The organism is Streptomyces sp. NPDC028298 (assembly GCF_055565895.1).
Window position 1 is genome coordinate 1,268,583 of the sequence record NZ_JBVHTL010000002.1, and the last position, 17,641, is coordinate 1,286,223.

The 17,641-nt window shown below is 73.7% G+C and carries 15 protein-coding genes and 1 tRNA gene; 10 read left to right on the forward strand and 6 right to left on the reverse strand.

All coding sequences use genetic code 11. The annotated features are described in order from the left end of the window. Nucleotides 1–41: 41 nt before the first annotated feature. The gene (locus ACZ4TO_RS14045; RefSeq protein WP_382789932.1) at nucleotides 42–1,472 is read left to right on the forward strand and encodes a GH1 family beta-glucosidase; all 1,431 of its coding nucleotides are present in this window, start codon (nucleotides 42–44) and stop codon (nucleotides 1,470–1,472) included. A gap of 219 nt (nucleotides 1,473–1,691) precedes the next feature. On the opposite strand, the gene ACZ4TO_RS14050 is transcribed toward ACZ4TO_RS14045, so the two are convergent. The 3 genes from ACZ4TO_RS14050 to ACZ4TO_RS14060 form a co-directional block, all read right to left on the reverse strand. Then, nucleotides 1,692–3,170 carry a glycoside hydrolase family 18 protein gene (locus ACZ4TO_RS14050; protein WP_468024254.1) on the reverse strand — a complete coding sequence of 493 codons (1,479 nt, stop codon included), beginning with the start codon at nucleotides 3,168–3,170 and terminating at the stop codon, nucleotides 1,692–1,694. A gap of 206 nt (nucleotides 3,171–3,376) precedes the next feature. Continuing rightward, nucleotides 3,377–4,750, reverse strand: coding sequence for a HAMP domain-containing sensor histidine kinase (locus ACZ4TO_RS14055; protein WP_468024255.1), 1,374 nt, complete (start codon nucleotides 4,748–4,750; stop codon nucleotides 3,377–3,379). After that, entirely contained in the window at nucleotides 4,747–5,451 is a 705-nt protein-coding gene (locus ACZ4TO_RS14060; RefSeq protein WP_355770372.1) for a response regulator transcription factor, read from the reverse strand. The genes ACZ4TO_RS14055 and ACZ4TO_RS14060 overlap by 4 nt, the downstream gene beginning before the upstream one ends. Nucleotides 5,452–5,607: 156 nt before the next feature. On the opposite strand from ACZ4TO_RS14060, the gene ACZ4TO_RS14065 reads away from it, so the two are divergent. Beyond that, nucleotides 5,608–6,150 carry a hypothetical protein gene (locus ACZ4TO_RS14065; protein ID WP_468024256.1) on the forward strand — a complete coding sequence of 181 codons (543 nt, stop codon included), beginning with the start codon at nucleotides 5,608–5,610 and terminating at the stop codon, nucleotides 6,148–6,150. A 133-nt stretch (nucleotides 6,151–6,283) separates the two neighbouring features. Here the strand turns inward: ACZ4TO_RS14065 and ACZ4TO_RS14070 are convergent, their stop codons facing one another. Both ACZ4TO_RS14070 and ACZ4TO_RS14075 read right to left on the reverse strand, forming a co-directional pair. Beyond that, the gene (locus tag ACZ4TO_RS14070; protein WP_382789943.1) at nucleotides 6,284–7,189 is read right to left on the reverse strand and encodes a spermidine synthase; all 906 of its coding nucleotides are present in this window, start codon (nucleotides 7,187–7,189) and stop codon (nucleotides 6,284–6,286) included. A gap of 62 nt (nucleotides 7,190–7,251) precedes the next feature. Beyond that, on the reverse strand, nucleotides 7,252–7,689 hold the full coding sequence (locus ACZ4TO_RS14075; RefSeq protein WP_382789946.1) for a hypothetical protein: 438 nt from the start codon (nucleotides 7,687–7,689) through the stop codon (nucleotides 7,252–7,254). 299 nt (nucleotides 7,690–7,988) lie between these two features. On the opposite strand from ACZ4TO_RS14075, the gene ACZ4TO_RS14080 reads away from it, so the two are divergent. After that, nucleotides 7,989–9,545 (forward strand): hypothetical protein, encoded by a 1,557-nt coding sequence (locus tag ACZ4TO_RS14080; RefSeq protein ID WP_468024257.1) that lies wholly within the window; start codon nucleotides 7,989–7,991, stop codon nucleotides 9,543–9,545. A gap of 19 nt (nucleotides 9,546–9,564) precedes the next feature. Here the strand turns inward: ACZ4TO_RS14080 and ACZ4TO_RS14085 are convergent, their stop codons facing one another. Then, nucleotides 9,565–10,161, reverse strand: a complete 597-nt coding sequence (locus ACZ4TO_RS14085) for a histidine phosphatase family protein (RefSeq protein WP_382789951.1) — start codon at nucleotides 10,159–10,161, stop codon at nucleotides 9,565–9,567. Nucleotides 10,162–10,403: 242 nt separating this feature from the next. Between ACZ4TO_RS14085 and ACZ4TO_RS14090 the strand changes: the two genes are divergently transcribed. The 7 genes from ACZ4TO_RS14090 to ACZ4TO_RS14120 all read left to right on the forward strand — a co-directional run bounded on the left by ACZ4TO_RS14090 (nucleotide 10,404) and on the right by ACZ4TO_RS14120 (nucleotide 16,993). Then, nucleotides 10,404–11,405: a phosphatase PAP2 family protein gene (locus tag ACZ4TO_RS14090; protein WP_468024258.1), complete on the forward strand. Its 1,002-nt coding sequence runs from the start codon at nucleotides 10,404–10,406 to the stop codon at nucleotides 11,403–11,405. Then, on the forward strand, nucleotides 11,302–12,594 hold the full coding sequence (locus ACZ4TO_RS14095; protein WP_468024259.1) for a hypothetical protein: 1,293 nt from the start codon (nucleotides 11,302–11,304) through the stop codon (nucleotides 12,592–12,594). The genes ACZ4TO_RS14090 and ACZ4TO_RS14095 overlap by 104 nt, the downstream gene beginning before the upstream one ends. Further along, on the forward strand, nucleotides 12,585–14,180 hold the full coding sequence (locus ACZ4TO_RS14100; RefSeq protein ID WP_468024260.1) for a hypothetical protein: 1,596 nt from the start codon (nucleotides 12,585–12,587) through the stop codon (nucleotides 14,178–14,180). Before ACZ4TO_RS14095 ends, ACZ4TO_RS14100 begins: the two co-directional genes overlap by 10 nt. Next, complete coding sequence (locus ACZ4TO_RS14105; RefSeq protein ID WP_468024261.1) at nucleotides 14,177–15,511, forward strand: AAA family ATPase; 1,335 nt, start codon at nucleotides 14,177–14,179, stop codon at nucleotides 15,509–15,511. The genes ACZ4TO_RS14100 and ACZ4TO_RS14105 overlap by 4 nt, the downstream gene beginning before the upstream one ends. Nucleotides 15,512–15,648: 137 nt before the next feature. After that, nucleotides 15,649–16,026: a hypothetical protein gene (locus ACZ4TO_RS14110; protein ID WP_382789963.1), complete on the forward strand. Its 378-nt coding sequence runs from the start codon at nucleotides 15,649–15,651 to the stop codon at nucleotides 16,024–16,026. 234 nt (nucleotides 16,027–16,260) lie between these two features. Beyond that, the gene (locus ACZ4TO_RS14115; RefSeq protein ID WP_382789965.1) at nucleotides 16,261–16,929 is read left to right on the forward strand and encodes a bifunctional DNA primase/polymerase; all 669 of its coding nucleotides are present in this window, start codon (nucleotides 16,261–16,263) and stop codon (nucleotides 16,927–16,929) included. Beyond that, nucleotides 16,920–16,993: transfer RNA gene (locus ACZ4TO_RS14120), tRNA-Lys, on the forward strand. The genes ACZ4TO_RS14115 and ACZ4TO_RS14120 overlap by 10 nt, the downstream gene beginning before the upstream one ends. Nucleotides 16,994–17,641: the final 648 nt, after the last annotated feature.

The following is a 17,641-nucleotide window of genomic DNA, read 5'->3' on the forward strand; positions in this document are numbered from 1 at the left end:
TCCAACTCGTCGGTCTTCACGACCCCCTTGGGAGCGCTTCCATGCCTGAGTCCGCAACACCCGTGACGTTTCCTCCGGCCTTCCTCTGGGGTGCGGCGACCTCCGCCTACCAGATCGAGGGCGCGGTGCGGGAAGACGGCCGAACGCCGTCGATCTGGGACACCTTCAGCCATACACCTGGCAAGACGGCCGGCGGCGAGCACGGTGACATCGCTGTCGACCACTATCACCGCTACCGCGACGACGTGGCCCTGATGGCGGACCTCGGCCTCGGCGCGTACCGCTTCTCCGTCTCCTGGTCGCGGGTGCAGCCCACCGGCCGGGGCCCCGCGGTCCAGCGCGGACTGGACTTCTACCGGCGTCTGGTCGACGAGCTGCTGTCGAAGGGCATCAAGCCGGCGATCACCCTCTACCACTGGGACCTGCCGCAGGAGCTGGAGGACGCCGGCGGCTGGCCCGAGCGCGAGACGGCGCTGCGCTTCGCGGAGTACGCGCAGATCGTGGGCGAGGCGCTGGGCGACCGTGTCGAGCAGTGGATCACGCTGAACGAGCCCTGGTGCAGCGCCTTCCTGGGCTACGGCTCCGGTGTGCACGCCCCCGGCCGGACGGACCCGGCGGCGGCGCTGCGCGCGGCCCACCATCTGAACCTCGCGCACGGGCTCGGCACGTCGGCGCTGCGTTCCGTGATGCCCTCCCGCAACTCGGTCGCGGTGAGCCTCAACTCCTGCCCGATCCGGCCGCTCTCGCAGGACCCGGCGGACCTGGCCGCGGTCCAGCGCATCGACGATCTCGCCAACGGCGTCTTCCACGGTCCGATGCTGCACGGCGCCTACCCGGAGACCCTGCTCACGGCGACCCGGTCGATCACCGACTGGTCCTACGTCCAGGACGGCGACCTCGCGCTGATCCACCAGCCGCTGGACGCCCTCGGCCTCAACTACTACACGCCGACGCTGGTCTCGGCCGCCACGGCCGTCTCGGACGGTCCGCGCGCGGACGGCCACGGCTCCAGCGCGCACTCCCCCTGGCCGGGCGCGGACGACGTCGCATTCCACCAGACGCCGGGCGAGCGCACCGAGATGGGCTGGACGATCGAGCCGCAGGGACTGCACGAGCTGATCATGCGGTACACCCGTGAGGCACCGGGTCTGCCCCTGTACATCACGGAGAACGGCGCGGCCTACGACGACAAGCCGGACCCGGACGGCCGCGTCCACGACCCCGAGCGCGTCGCCTACCTGCACGGCCACCTGTCCGCCGTGCACCGCGCGATCGAGGACGGGGCGGACGTCCGCGGCTACTACCTGTGGTCCCTGCTGGACAACTTCGAGTGGGCCTACGGCTACGAGAAGCGCTTCGGAGCGGTGTACGTCGACTACGCGACCCAGAAGCGCACCCCGAAGTCGAGCGCCCACTGGTACAGCCAGGCGGCCCGCACGGGAACGCTGGCTCCGGTGGCGCCCGCCGAGTAGGCCGGCGCCCGGGGACACGGGGGAAACGGGGCGCGACACCCGAGGGGGGTGCCGCGCCCCGGCCCGTGTCCGGGGGCCCGGTGGGAGTGCGAAAGGCGGGGGCCGCACCCGGAAGTCCTCCGGATGCGGCCCCCGCCTTTCATGTCCCGCTACGACGCCCCGGCCGGGTGGGGGGTGGAGAGGTCCGGCCGGGGCGCGCAACCCCCGTTCTCGCGATGGCTACTTGAGAGCGGCGAAGGCCTTGGAGAAGGCGCCGTCGCTCTGGACGATGGAGCTGCAGACCGCGTCCGCGGTGTTCTTGGCACCGCCGGCGCACTGCTTGTCACGGGTGGCGGACCACATCGAGAGCCAGCCGATGCCCTTGGACTTCGCGAAGGTCACGAGCTGCGAGGCGTCGTCGACCTTGAAGATCTCCGAGGACACGTCGTTGACGCCGATCATCGGGGTGATGGCGACCGTCTTCCACGCGGTGCTGTCGGAGAGGCCGAGGACGCTCTTGATCTGCGCCTGGGTGGCCGTGGCGGCCTGCTCGGCGAGGTCGCCCATGTCACCGCTGAAGGCCGGGCCGTAGTCCATCGCCATGATGTTCACGGCGCTGATCTTCACGCCGTTGGACTTGGCGTCGGCGAGCAGGTTGACGCCGTCCTGGGTGAGGCCCTGGGGCAGGACCGGCAGGGTGAAGGAGACGTCCAGGTCCGGGTGCTGCTGCTGCAGCTTGGCGATGGCCTTCGCGCGGTTGGTGTTGGCGGTGGTGTTGGGCAGCGCCCCGCCCTCGATGTCGAAGTCGACCTTCGTCAGCTTGTAGGCGTCCACGGCCTTGCCGTACGCCGCCGCCAGCGCGTCGGCGGAGGAGCAGGTGGTGGCCAGCTCCGAGCCGGAGGCCCCGCCGAAGGAGACCCGGACGTCGCCGCCCTTGGCGCGCAGCGCGCCGATCTGCGCGGCCACCCCATCGCTGGCGAGGTCGCTCACGCCGCCCCACTTCGGCGTGCAGCCGCCGCCGTCGGTGATGAAGGCGAGGTTGTAGTTCTTCACGCCGGTGGAGTCGGCCGCCTTCAGCAGGTCGAACGCCGGGTACAGGGAGGTGTCGACGTAGGGCGCGAAGCCGGCGGTCGTCGTGTTGCCGCTGCCCGAGGTCTGCGTGGGGGTGGGGGTGGCGGTGGCGGTGGCCGTCGGCTTCGGGGTCGCGCTCTGGGTCGCGCTCGCGGTCGGGGTGGGCGTGGCCGTGGCGGTCGCGGTCTGCGTCGGACGGCCGCTCGGCTCGGGCGTCGCACCGTCCACCGAGCACTTGGTGCTGTCGATGACACAGCCCGTCGGGTTCGCGGTGCCGTTCACGACGAAGCCGACGGTGACGGACTCGCCGGCCGCCAGGCCGTCCTTGTCCCAGGACGGCGGGGTCACGGTGACGTGCTGTCCGCTCACCGACGAGGTCGCGTCCCACAGCGAGCTGAGCTTGGAGCCCGAGGGCAGGTCGAACTCCAGCTTCCAGTCCGGCTTGCGCTGGCCGGTGTCGTTGGAGACGACGTACTGCGCGGTGTAGCCCGTGGACCACTCGCTGGTCCTGGTGTACGCGGCGCCGACGCTGGAGGCGTTCGCGACTCCGGTGAACAGGAAGGCGCCGCCGCCGACCACGGCCGCCGCGACGACGCCGCCTATCGCCTTGTTCCTGCCACTGACCTTGCGCCGGTGCGTACTGCTCATCGCGTGTGCCTGCCTTCGCGGAATCACGGGGGGGGATCGCTGGGGTCGTCCCAGGGGGTGCGGGCATCACGCTAGCGATCCGGAATCGGTCAAACCGCGTGATCCGGACGGCGGTTGAGGATCTTAGGGTCCGCTTAAGGAAGGCATCGGGAGACGTTAAAGGTCGAGACCAATGGGGGCGGTTTGCCGTGCGCCCGGCGGCAGGCTCAGCGCACGCCCGCGTTGCGTCTGCGGCGGCGCACCGTGCCCCGGTGGCCGGTGCGGAGGGGCGCTCTGCCGTCGAGCTGGATCCAGATGCGTACCTCGGTCCCGCCGAGCACGGAGGAGCCGATCCGTACGTCCCCGCCCGTCGACTCGGCGAGGCGTCGCACGATGTCGAGGCCGAGGCCCGTCGACCCGTCGGTGCCCGAACCCCGGCCGCGGGCCATCGCCGCCTCCGGGTCCACGATTCCCGCGCCCGCGTCCGAGACCAGCACGATCACGGCGTCCTCGGCGTTGTGCACGTCGACCGCGAAGGCCGTGCCCTCGGGGGTGTGGCGGAAGACGTTGCCGAGGAGGGCGTCGAGCGCGGCGGCGAGGTCGGCGCGGGCCACGGGTATGCGGCACGGCCGGTCCACACCGGCCACCCGGACCTTGCGTCCCTCGTCCTCGGCGAGCGCCGACCAGAAGTCCATGCGCTCACGCACGACTTCGGAGGCGTCGCACCCGGCTCCGGCACCGATCGCCGCGGTCTGCGGCTTGGCCTCCCGGGCCGTCCTGATGATCGTGTCGACCTCGCGTTCGAGCTGCTCGACGGCGGCCCGGGTCTGGTCCGCGGCCGGTCCGTCGCCGAGCGAGGCGGCGTTGAGGCGGAGCACGGTCAGCGGTGTCCGCAGGCGGTGCGAGAGGTCGGCGGCGAGTTCCCGCTCGTTGGCGAGCAGTTGGACGACCTGGTCGGCCATGGAGTTGAACGCGACGGCGGCCTGCCGCAGTTCGGTCGGCCCCTCCTCGGGCACGCGGGAGCCGAGCTTGCCCTCGCCCAGTTCGTGCGCGCTCTCGGCGAGGCGCTGCGCGGGCTGCACCATCCGCACGCCCAGCCGGTCGGCGACCGCGACGGAGCCGATGATCAGGGCGACACCGACCGCGGCGAGGACCGCCCAGGCCGTGCCGACGCCGTTGCTGACCTCGGCCTCGGGGACGTACACCTCGATGACCGCGATGCCGGAGCTGAGGGCGACGGGCTGGAGCAGCGCGGAGCCGCCGGGCACGTCGGCGGTGGAGGCCCGGCCCAGCCGCCGGGTCATGGCGACGTCCTTGCCTGCCGCGCGCTGTTCGCCGATCTCGACGGCCGCCTTGCCGTCGTCGGCGGGGATGTGCACGGCCATCTGCGCGTCCGAGCCGGCCGAGGCGACGACGCGCTCCAGCTCGTCCCGGTCGGTGGTGATGGAGAGCGCGGGCGCGATGGCCGCGGCCTGCCGCTCGGCGTTCGAGAAGGCCCGGTCGCGCGCCATCTCCTTGATCACCAGGCCGAGCGGGACCGCGAACGCGACGACGACCATCGTCGTGACGGCCACGCACACCTTGACGAGTGCCCACCTCACAGCGGCCGCTCCGCTCTCGGGGGCTCCAGCTTCACGCCGACTCCGCGCAGGGTGTGCAGATAGCGCGGGCGTGCCGCCGTCTCCCCCAGTTTCCGGCGCAGCCACGAGAGATGGACGTCTATGGTCTGGTCGTCGCCGTAGGCCTGCTGCCACACCTCGGCGAGCAGCTCCTTGCGCGGCACGACCACACCGGGGCGCCCGGCGAGGAAGGCGAGCAGGTCGAACTCGCGCCGGGTGAGGTCGAGTCGTACGCCGTCCAGTTCCGCCTGGCGGCGCAGCGGGTCGATGGCGAGCCCGCCGACGCGGATGACCGTCGACACGGGGGCCTCGCCCACGGTGGTGCGCGAGCGGCGCAGCACCGCCGCCATGCGCGCGGACAGGTGCTCGACCGAGAACGGCTTGGTCAGATAGTCGTCCGCCCCGGCGTTCAGCAGGCGGACGATCTCCGTCTCGTCGTCCCGCGCGGTGGCGATGATCACCGGGACGTCGGTGATCCCGCGCAGCATCTTCAGCGCCTCGGACCCGTCCAGATCGGGCAGTCCGAGATCGAGGATCACGACGTCGAAGGAGAAATGGGCGACCTCGCGCAGCGCCTCCAGGGCGGTGCCGACGCTGCGCACGATGTGCGCGGCCTCGGTCAGATGCCGGATGAGCGCCGAGCGGACGAACTGATCGTCCTCGACAACGAGCACACTTGCCATGGGCGGCACCGTACGCCATCCGGGGACGGCCGTCCGGGCCTGTGGACAACGCCCGCCAGGCACTTGTGGACAATCCCGGACCGCTCCCCCGGGGACATTCCGGATCCTTCCGGGGCCGTGAGACACCCGTGGTGCTCGTGGTGCAGTATGGCGGCGATGCGCAGAGGACTCGTACACGTACTCGCGTGGTCGCTCGCCACGGGCGCGGCGGTCACGCTGTCCTGGTGGGGTGTCCACACCGTCATGACGGGCACGGCCTACGACCCGCCGCGCGCCCTGCCCATCACGGTGGCGGGCGCGACGGCCGAGGAGACGAAGCCCCTGGCGTCCTCGACCCGGCGGGCCGAGCCGTCGAAGAGCGCCGCGAGCAGGCCGTCCGCGAGCTCGAAGCCGAGCGCGGCGCCCTCGAAGTCCGCCTCGGCGAGCGGCGGTCCGTCACCGGCGCCGTCGGCCCCGGCCGCGTCTCCGTCCCCCTCCGGGCAGGTCAAGAGCTACGACTCCGACGGCGGCCGGGTGGTCTTCGACATCACCGCCACGTACGGGACGCTGGTGTCCGCGACGCCGAACACCGGCTGGTCGATGCAGGTGTGGAAGACCGAGACGTGGATCCGCGTGGAGTTCTCCTCGGGCGCCGACCGGGTGTCGGTGTTCTGCGACTGGCACGACGGGCCACCGCACGTGGACATCGGGACGTACTGAACCGGCCTCCGGGGCGAACGGGCTTACGCGCGGCGGGCCTTGTCGGCGTCCGGCCTCGCCGATGCCTGTCCTGCCCGCGCCCGGCTCCGCGGACGCCGGTCAACTGCCGGGTCCCGGCCCCGCTGACGCCGGGTCAGCGGAACACGGAAGGCGGCGGGGCGGGGGACGCGACCGCCACCGCGTCCGTGACCGGCGCCGCGCCCCCGGTGAAGTCCAGGAGTTCCCTGCCGTGTTCGACCCGGGCGGGATGCGGGTCGGAGGCGGCGCGCCGGGTCAGTTCCGCGATGGGCAGCGGCCGGCCGGAGGCGACGAGGACGGCGTTCCCGAAGCGCTTGCCGCGCAGGACCGTCGGGTCGGCGACCAGGGCGAGCTCGGGGAAGACGGAGGCGACGGTGGCGATCTGCCCGCGGAGGTGGGCGAGCGGGGGTCCGTCGGCGAGGTTCGCGGCGTAGATTCCGGTGTCCTTCACGGTCCGGCGGACCTCCGTGACGAACTCGGCCGACGTCAGATGGGCCGGGGTGCGGGCGCCGCTGAACACGTCGGCGATGACCAGGTCCGCCCAGCCGTCGGGCACCTTGGCGAGACCTTCCCGCGCGTCCACGGACCGCACCCGGATCCGGGCGTTCGGGTCCAGCGGGAGTTCACGGCGGACCAGTTGGACGAGGGCCGCGTCGCGTTCGACGACCTGCTGGGTGGACCGGGGGCGGGTGGCGGCGGTGTAGCGGGCCAGGCTGAGGGCGCCGCCGCCGAGGTGGACGACCTGCACGGGTCTGCCGGGCGGGGCGACGAGGTCGATGACGTGGCCGAGCCGGCGCTGGTACTCGAAGCTCAGGTACGAGGGGTCGTCCAGGTCGACGTGGGACTGCGGGGCTCCGTCGATCAGCAGGGTCCAGGCGCGTGCCCGGTCCCGGTCGGGCAGCAGTTCGGCGAGCCCCCCGTCGACGGGTTCGACGACCGCCTCGGCGGCGCCCTGCCCGCGTCGTCCGCCCCGCCCGGTGTCGCGGCCGTCGTCCGCCCGCTGTTTCCTCGCCCTTGCCATCTGGCCATTATCGGGGCGCGGCGGCGGGTCGGCTCAGCGACCGGTCACCGGGGTGCCGCCGCTCACCGGCAGCCGTCCGCCGCCTCGATCAGCCGGGCGGCCTCGCCCAGCGCGGCCCGCAGCACCGCCGGATCGGTCGCGAGGTCCGCCTCACCGGGCGGGAGCAGCCAGTCCGAGCCCTCGACCGGGGGCTCGGGGGCCGCTCTCAGGCCCCGGCCGTCGGTCTGCGTACAGGTGCTGCCGGGCACGTCCCAGGCGTCGGCGGTGCCGGGCGGCACCAGGAAGCCGAGGGTGTCGCAGCCGTCGTCGTGCAGGACGGGCCCCACGAGGTCGGCCGCGCCGCGGCGCAGGATGTCGACCGCCTCCAGCCCCTGACGGGCCGGGACGGTCACCAGGTCGCACCCGGCGGCGGGCCGCGGCGGCGCGCCGCACTCCGGGGACGGCGCGTGCCGCGCGGTCGACGGCGGCGTACGGAAATCGGTGCTCTGCGTGATCTGCATCCCGGCCTCCAACGGAACCCCTCCTCATGACGAGTGGGTCGGGAGTTCGGGCGGCTCCCGGTCCACCCGGTTCAACGCGCCGGGACGTCAACGGCTACGGCGAAACTCCGCCACAAAGGATGGCAGTTCATGGCAGATCGTGGATGAGATATCCGGTTTGTAGCCAAACCCAGCGTGGCGGCGTTGTCACAACAGGTACGTTCTTGCCCCGCCGGAACCAGGGCACCTTCTGGGTGCAACCAGGTCAACTCAGCCCCGGATCCGGCGTGGTTCGACGGTTCGTAAGAGAGGGCCCGGCCATGACGTCGTCATCGGTGACCTCGTCCCCGTCCCCCCGGCCACCACGGCCGAATCTCGCTTTCCGGCGGTTGCGCGGCCAGCGCTCCCCGGGCGAGTTCGCCGCGCTGGTACGGAGGGCCGCACGCGAGATCGGCGAGCGGGTGAGCTGCGACGCGCGCTACATCGGGCGCGTCGAGGCGGGCGAGATCCGCTGTCCCAACTACGCGTACGAGCGGGTGTTCCTGCACATGTTTCCCGGCCGCACGCTGACGGACCTCGGTTTCACGCCCCGCTCATGGGTACGCGGGCGCGGGGCGCGCGACACGGGGGATTCCCCCCTCGCGCACTCCACGAACCCTCCACACGCCCCTTATGAGACGGACGGGGCGCACGAGACGTATGAGATGCCGGGTCAGCTCCACGCCCCGGCCCCGTACGGCCCGCACACCGCGCACCACACGGACAGCCCGCACGATCCGCACCACCCGCACGATCCGTACGGCCCCCACCCCTTGTGGGATCCGTACGGCCCGTACGAGAAACGCGATCAGAACCACGAGGAGAGCGACGTGCAGCGTCGCGCATTCATGACCGGAGGCACCGCCACCGTGGCGGCGGCCTCACTGGGACCCTTCGGCGGCAGCGCCGCGGCCGCGGAACGACGCGTCCACCGGGCCGGTACGTCCGAGGCGGGCGCCCTCGAGGAGGCCGTCCGCCGGATCCGGCTGCTCGACGACAGACACGGGGCCGACGGTCTCTACCGACGCGCCGCGGCTCCCCTGCGCACCGCGTACGAACTGCTCGACGCGGGCACCACCCGGCAGAGGATCGCCGACCGGCTGTACTCCGGAGCCGGCGAACTGGCCATCTCGGTCGGCTGGCTGGCGCACGACTCCGGACGCTTCGACGACGCCCGTTCCCACTACGCGGAAGCCCTCGCCACCGCCCGGATGGCGGGCGACGCGGGCCTGGAGGCCCACGCCTTCTGCAACACGGCGTTCCTCGCCCGCGACGCGGGGCGCCCGCGCGAGGCCGTGCGCGCGGCCCAGGCGGCCCAGCGCGCCGCACGCCCCCTCGGCTCCTCCCGGCTGCTGTCCCTGCTCGCCCTGCGCGAGGCGGGCGGCTGGGCCGGACTCGCCGACCGCCGGGGATGCGAGCAGGCGATGGCCCGCGCGCAGGCCCTGTACGAACGCGGCCCCTCGGAGACCGACCCCGAGTGGATGACCTTCTACGGGGAGGCCGAGCTGGAGGGCCTGGAGGCGCAGTGCTGGTCGACGCTGGGCGACTGGCCCCGGGCCGCCCGCCACGCACGCCGCGCCGCCCACCTGCAGGACCCGCACTTCACCCGCAACATCGCCCTCTACACCGCGGAACTCGCCGACGACCTCGCCCGCGGCGGCCGCCCCGACGAGGCCGCCGCCGCCGGCCTGCGCGTCCTGGACCTGCTGAACGAGGTGCAGTCCTCCCGCATCCAGACCATGCTGGCGGGAACGGCCCGCGTGCTGCTCCCGCACCGCAGGGCCTCGGGTGTCTCGGCGTTCCTCGACCGCCACGCGAGCCTGCCGCGCATCGCGTGAGGACCACCGTCCGCGCCGGTCAGGCGCTCAGGTGTCCGCAGTCGTTCCAGACCTCGATCGCGGGCTCCCCGTAGGCCCAGCCGAGCACCGACAGCGAGGTCGGGTTGAGGCGGATGCGGGCCGCGAAGTCCAGGGGAAGACCCAGCCAGCGGGCGCCTATGGACCGCAGGATGTGGCCGTGGGCGAAGATCAGCACATCGCGGTCCGCGGAGCGGGCCCACGCGACGACCTCGTCCGCGCGCGCGGTGACCTGCTCCAGGGTCTCCCCCTCGGGGACACCGTCGCGCCAGATGAACCAGCCGGGACGGACGTCCTGGATCTCGGCGGGGGTCATGCCCTCGTAGGCGCCGTAGTCCCACTCGAGGAGCGCGTCCCAGGTCGTCGCCCGCTCCCCGAAACCGGCGAGTTCGCACGTCTCGCTCGCGCGCGCGAGCGGGCTGGTACGCACCTCGGCGGCGGGCAGCGAGTCCAGCGGCGACCGGTGCAGCCGCTCGCCCAGCAGCTTGGCTCCGCGCCGTCCCTCCTCCAGGAGCGGGATGTCGGTCCTGCCGGTGTGCTTTCCGGACAGTGACCATTCGGTCTGTCCGTGCCGGGCCAGCAGGATGCGCGGTGCCATGACGAGGAGCCTTTCCGGGGCGGGCGGCACGGATGAGACGCTGCTCACCCGTGGACGACTGAGGAGTGGGTCACTCCATCATCGCGCACCGCCGTTGCGGGCAACCCGGAGGGCGATCTCCGCGTCTTTGACATCCGGGGCGCCCCTTCGGGGCATTCGCGCACACCGTAAAATCCCCGGGTGGCCACCGACCGCCGGTCACCACAGCAGATGGACACGAGCAGATGGGGGAGGGCGATCGGATGCCGCAGACCGATGCACCGCGTACCGAAGCGGCACCGCGCGTCCGGCCGGGCCGATGGGCCGAGCTGCGCGCGTCCGCCGCGTCGCAGGCGCGTCTGCGCTGGTGGACCGAGGTCCCGCTGATCCTGCTCGTGTACGCGGCGTACACCGCGGGCCGACTGCTCGCCCGGGGCGACGCCTCCGGCGCGACAGACCACGGCCTGGAGATCCTGCGCGTCGAGAAGGCCCTCCACCTCAACGCCGAACATCCGCTGAACCGGCTGTTCACGCGGGAGGCCTGGCTCGGCGTGCCCGCCGACTTCTGGTACGCCTCGCTGCACTACCTGGTGACCCCGGCGATCCTGATATGGCTGTTCCGCTCCCGGTCCGTGCGCTACCGCGCGGCCCGCACCTGGCTGTGGACCTCCACGTTCATCGGCCTGATCGGCTTCACCCTGCTGCCGACCTGCCCGCCCCGGCTGCTGTCGCCCGAGCACGGCTTCGTCGACACGATGGCCCAGTACAGCAGCTACGGCTGGTGGGGCGGCGAGGCGAGCGCGCCGCGCGGCATGGGCGGGATGACGAACCAGTACGCGGCGATGCCGAGCCTGCACGTGGGCTGGGCGCTGTGGTGCGGAGTGATGCTGTGGCGCCACGGCCGTACGCCCGCCGCGAAGGTCGCCGCCGTCGTCTATCCGCTGTTCACCACGATCGTCGTGATGGGCACGGCCAACCACTACTTCCTGGACGCCGTCGCGGGTGTCGCGGTGATGGGGGCCGGTCTTCTGCTGACCCCCTTCGTGATGCGGGCGGCGGACCGGGTGCGGACGCTGCTGGCGGCCGTCGTCCCGTGGGGCGGGGGTGCCTCGGGGGGCGAGGGTTCCGCGATTGTCAGTGCGGGGTGCCAGACTTCCCCGGGTGAACGAATTCCCCGACAGCGCGAGTCCCGACCCGGGCCGGGAGCCGAGCCGGGTTCCGCCGCCACGGACGCGGACGACAGCGCTGCGACAGCAGCTCGCTGAGCTGCGCGGTCCCGACATCGCGCCGAAGGCGCTGGACGCGCGCGCCCTCGCGGCGCTCGCCGCCAACCCGGGGTGCGACCGGCGCGCCCTGCTGGACGGCGTGGGCGTGGACAAGGCGAAGCTGGCCGGTGCGCTCGGCGCGCCGTCCGCGTTCGGGATGTCCCAGTTCGCCTTCATGCGGGGCAACGCGTTCGAGGCGCGGGTCAAGGCCGACGGCGGCGCCGAGCTGCTGCGGCTGGTGCACGAGAGGCTGGACCCGGGCGCCGAGCCGCCCGGCGCCGGTGCCGTGCCCGACCTGAGCGCGATCGGCCCCGAGGGACGCACGGCCCGTACGGAACTGGCGCTGCGCGAGGCCGCCGGGGCCGGCGTCTGGACCCTGCTCGACCACCCGATGCTCGCCCTGGACGTCGCGGGCTCCCCGGCCTTCCTGGAGCCGGACGCGGTGGTCGTGCATCCGGACGGGGACTGGACGGTCGTCGAGATCAAGTCCTTCCCGATGCTCGACGGCTCGGCCGACCCGGCCAAGGTGGGCGCCGCCGCCCGGCAGTCCGCGGTGTACGTCCTGGCCCTGGAGGAGGTCGCGGCCCGCCTCGACCCCGCTCCCGAGGTCCATCACCGGGTCCTGCTGGTCTGCCCGAAGGACTTCTCCAACCTCCCGGCCGCCTCCGCCGTCGACGTGCGCAAGCAGCGCGCGGTCACCCGCCGCCAGCTCGCCCGCCTCACCCGCGTCGAGGACATCGCGGCCGCCCTCCCCGAGGGCACCTGCTTCTCCCCCGGCCTTCCCGCCGAGGAACTGATCACGGCCGTCGAGGCGGTCCCCGCGACCTACGCTCCCGAGTGCCTGTCCGCCTGCGAACTGGCCTTCCACTGCCGGGCCCGGTCGCGCGCCGAGGGCGCGGTGACCTCGCTCGGCCGCTCGCTGCGCGCGGAGCTGGGCGGTCTGACGACCGTCCCCGACGTCCTGGCCGCGGCGCACGGAAAGGCGGGCGATCCCGGGGATCCCGCCGTCGCGGCCCTCCGAAGGGCGGCGGCGCTGCGCGCGGAGGCCCTGCTCGGCACGGCCGCGTCCCGGACCGGCGCGCCGGAGGGCCCCGCGGTCCGGAAGGGCCCGGCGACCGGCCCCGCCGGGGTGCCCACCGTGCCCGCCCCCGGTGTGGCCGACGGCCGGGAGGCGGGCGTATGTCACTGATCACCGCCCTCGCGCGGCTGGAGGCCGTCCAGAGCGGCCGGGCGCAGCCCGCCGCCACCGTGCTCCACCGCCATCTCGCCGAACGGCCCCTGGTGTTCGTGCCGCTGACCACCGCGGGCGAGGCGGGGGCCCCGCTCGGCGCCCTCGTCGGCACCGACCGGGACGCGCCCCGGCTGCTGGTCGTGCCGCAGCCCCGCGACCGCGACCTGCGCTTCGCCTTCCTCGCCGAACTGGCCGACGTCGTCCTGCCGTACATCGACACCTTCGCGGACGTGGTCGAGGCGGCCGAGCGCAGCGAGACGGACCCGGAGACCGGCAAGCGCGTCAAGGTCGAGGTCGAACTGTGCGCGGACGCGCCGCAGATCGTCGTGCCGGGCCGGGCCGGCATCGAGTTCATCCGTCTCCTCGGGCGCTCCACCCGTTTTCGGCGTACCGCCGAGCAGGACCCCGAGACCCCGCATCCGGCGCCTCCCCGGGTGCCGTTGGCCGGGCGCTGGCTGACCCACTTCGGGGAGCGTGCCCGGGTGCCGGGTTCCGCCCTGCTCCTGGCCCTGACCGACGTGCTGTCCCGGCACTGGGCCACCGGGCAGAGCAGCCTGGAGGACCAGCATCTCGGGGCGCTGCTCGCCTGGCTCGATCCGCCGGACGGCGAGCCGGGCGCCGAGGCCGCGGTGCGGGCCGAGCTCCAGCGCGACGCGCGCGGCCAGCTCGTGTGCCCGCCCGCGGGACCGGCCACCGACCCCGCCTTCGACAACGACCTGCTGGCCCCCGCGATCGAACGTTACGACCGCGCGCGGACCGCGCTGGCCGCCGCCGAGGACGGCGTCGAGGCGGACGACCGGCTCGGTGAACTCACCGCCGCGGAGCGGACGATCCGCGAACTGGTCGCGAGCGTCACCCGTCCCACCTGGGACGCGGTCTGGCGCGGCCTGGACCTGCTGCGGGCCCTGCCGGAAGGGGCGCACGCCGCCGACCGCTGGACCCGCGACCGCTGGTCGTTCACCGGACACCGCGACCGGGTCGTGGCGGGCGAGCCGCCGCAGCCGCGCCACGACGACGCGGTCACCGCCGCGAACAAGCTGGCCACGCGCGAGCGGGAGCAGGCCCGGCTGGAGGCGCAGGAGGCCCTCGACGACCCGCTGGTCATGGCGGGCCGGCGACTCGCCGGGGAGGCGTTCGCCGGAGAGGTCACCGAGGTCGTGATGGCCTACGGCGAGGGCAAGCGGCCGAGTCCCCGGCCGCTGGTGACCGTCCGCACGGACGACCGCCCGCACCTGGGGGAACGGGCCAGGGTGTACCGCTCGCTGGGCGGGAAGCCGCAGGCCGCGGAGTTCGTGGGGTACGACCACGAGGGCGCGGCCCTGGTGCTGCGGATCGTCGACAAGATGGGGCGCGGCAAGGAGCCCGAGGCGGGTTCCGTGCCGGAGAAGGGGGATCTCGTCTGCTTCACCCTCTTCGAGCACGAGCAGCGCGGCGGCGCCAAGCTGCCCGACCCGGAGGAGACGCCGTGGACGCACGGAGGGCCGCCCGGTGAGCCCGGCGCCCTGCCGCTGCCGGACCCGGTGACCGAGGAGGACGTCCTGTGACCGCCGTGTTCGACCCGGGTGCCGAGGCCGCCCGCGCCACCGACGCGATCCTGCGCGACACCCTGCACGGCAGCGACCGGGGTGTCGTGGTGGACTCCCCGCCGGGGGCCGGCAAGTCGACCCTCGTCGTCCGGGCCGCTCTCGAACTCGCGGCCGCGGGACGCCCGTTGATGGTGGTCGCGCAGACGAACGCCCAGGTCGACGATCTGGTGCTGCGGCTCGCGGAGAAGGAGCCGGACCTGCCCGTGGGCCGGCTGCACAGCAGCGACTCCGACCCGTACGACAAGGCGCTCGACGGCCTGGACCAGGTGCGCAAGTCCACGAAGGCGGCGGACCTCGCGGGCCTGGACGTCGTCGTCTCGACGGCGGCGAAGTGGGCCCACGTCAAGGGCGTCGAGCCCTGGCGGCACGCGATCGTCGACGAGGCGTACCAGATGCGCTCGGACGCGCTCCTCGCGGTGGCCGGGCTCTTCGAGCGGGCGCTGTTCGTGGGCGACCCCGGCCAGTTGGACCCGTTCTCGATCGTCGGCGCGGAGCAGTGGGCGGGACTGTCGTACGACCCGTCCGCGTCCGCGGTGTCCACCCTGCTCGCGCACAATCCCCGGTTGCCGCAGCACCGGCTGCCGGTGTCCTGGCGGCTGCCGGCGTCGGCCGCGCCCCTGGTCTCGGACGCCTTCTACCCGTACACGCCGTTCCGCAGCGGCACCGGTCACGGCGACCGGCGGCTGAACTTCGGTGTCCCGTCGGACGGTTCGGGCACCGACCGGGTCATCGACGAGGCGGCGGAGTCCGGTTGGGGTCTGCTGGAGCTGCCGGCCCGGCACACCCCGCGCACGGACCCGGAGGCGGTGCACGCGGTGGCCGGGGTCGTACGGCGGCTGCTCGACCGGGGCGGCGCGGCCACCTCGGAGCGGGCGCAGGACCCGGTGCCGCTGACGGCCGAGCGGATCGCGGTGGGCACGGCGCACCGCGACCAGGCAGCGGCCGTACGGGCGGCCCTCGCGGGTCTCGGTGTCACGGACGTCACGGTGGACACGGCGAACCGGCTCCAGGGACGGGAGTTCGACGTCACGGTGGTCCTGCACCCGCTGTCGGGGCGGCCCGACGCCACGGCCTTCCATCTGGAGACCGGACGTCTGTGCGTCCTCGCTTCCCGGCACCGGCACGCGTGCATCGTGATCTGCCGGGAAGGAATCACGGAGTTGCTGGACGACCACCCGTCGACCGAGCCCGTGCAACTGGGGGTGACCGTGAAGTTTCCGGATGGCTGGGAGGCCAATCATTCGGTGCTGTCGCACCTGGCGGAACACCGGGTGGCCCTGCGGTGCTGAGCCCTGCGGTCGCGGATCCGGCGGGGTCCGGGTCCCGGCGGGCGGGCGGGACGCTTCGGCCCACTTGCGCGGGCGCGAGACAATGGACGGTGGCCCTTTGCCGAGAGGGGCCCCGAACCGTACGAGGAGGAGAAGACATGGCGGAGCCCACGCCGCGTCGGAACGAACCGCGGCTACGCCCCGCGCCCCTGCTCTTCGAGCCCGCGGAGGCCGCCGGGGATCCGGAGCATTTCTTCGACCTGGAGTCGATCGACGACCCGCGCGCGCTGCTCGACCGGTCCACGGAGCTGGCGCAGGCGTTTCGCGCCGCGGCCGACCGGGCCGTCGAGTTCCAGGCCATCGCCGCCGCGCAGCTCGCCGATCCGCGCCGTTTCGACCGGCTGACGACCGCCTCGATCGCCGAGCGCGCCGAGTGGACCGAGGACTACGCGAAGAAGATGGTCGAGTTCGGCCAGGGCCTGCTGCGGGGCACGGAGGGCAACGGACACGGCCACGGGGTGACCGACCCGCTCTGACGCGCCCGCCCGGGACGAGGACCGGCAGACGCCCGCCCGGGGTGAGGACCGTCGGACGCCCGCCCGGGGCGAGGACCGTCGGACGCCCGCCCGGGGCGAGGACCGTCGGACGCCCGTTTCCACCCCGTTCCTGGCATATGCCAGCCGGGCAAGATACTCCACCTCGGCCCCGCCTGTCCCGGTTTCGGGCAACCGTCCGGGGCGGGACGCTCACCCCCGGTAGATGTATGCGGCATGAGCAGCACACGGAACGTGCCGAACAGCACCCCGCAGAGCCCCGGGGCGAGGTCGCCCGAGGGGCTCGACGTCTCCGGTGTCACGGCCGAGGGCGCCGCCTGGCTCGCCTCCGCCGGGGCGTATCCGCGCAGCACCCTCGCCCTGTGGCGCGAGCGGCCCGACGCGCCGGTCGTCCTGCTCTGCGGCAGCGCGTTCGACGTCGTCAGCACCTCGGCCCTGTTCGGGCGGCGGATGCTCGACCGGCTCTGGGAGGAGGGGCCGGGCTCGGGCCCGGTGGCGGCCCACCGCGGGCGGATCCTGCTGTTCGCCGCACCCGGCACGGCCCAGCGGCTCCCCTCGCTCATGGAGTGGGAGGAGTGGGGCGCGGAACCGGGCGGCCGGCCGGGGCGGTGCCGGGAGGTGCCGCCGCTGCTCTGCCACGGAACGGGGGACGCGGTCACCGTGCCCCCGCCGGTCCCCGGGGGCGCCGCGCCGGACGCCGTACGGACCGATTCCCGCTGGCTGGTCGCCCCCGACACGCGGCAGCCCTGGCTCCCCGGCCCCGAGATCCTGCTCTGGGCGGCCGTGCGGGCGGCCCGCGCCGCGGCGTCGGCGGCGGTACGGATATCGATTTTTCCTCCCGCCGATCAGGATGCTAAGGTCTACGACGTCAGCAGGCGCCGCTAGCTCAGTTGGTTAGAGCAGCTGACTCTTAATCAGCGGGTCCGGGGTTCGAGTCCCTGGCGGCGCACGCCAACGAGAGCGGGATGATTCGCGGAGACGCGAGCATCCCGCTCTCGTCGTTTCCGCCTTCGCCGGGCCGCTCAGCCGGTCGTGATCCGCACCGTCCTCAGCCGGTCGTGATCCGCACCGTCCAGGCCCCCGAGGCGGTCCGGTCCTCCACCTGGACCCGGATGTCCGCGCCCGGCACCTGGAAGGTCTCCCCGAGGCGCACCGGGGCGTCCGCGAGCGGCGGGTACACCGAGTCCTCCCAGCAGGACTCGGAGCGCGGGTGGGCGTCCAGCACCTGGATGGGGCCGCTGCCCGACTCGGTCCGGCTGCGGACGCGGTAGACCAGGACGCCCCGGTCGCAGGTCGAGCTGTCGTTGCCCACCGGTCCGCGCGCCTCCAGGGCGATCGCGCTGTCCGGGCCCGTCGGGACCACCGCCAGTTTGGTGCCCGAGCCGGCGCCGAAGGTCTGCGAGCCGGGCGGCGCGGCCACACCCACCGCGCTCCGGGACGTGCCCGGCGCGCCCGAACCGCGCGACGACGTCCGCGCCGCGCCCGCGGGCACCCGCGGCCCCTGCCAGGCCCCGCTCGTCCCCGCCGCGCCGGTGACGCCCGTCGCCCCGGTCACCTCGGCGGCCTCGTTCGTCCCGGCCGTACCAGCGGCCCCCTC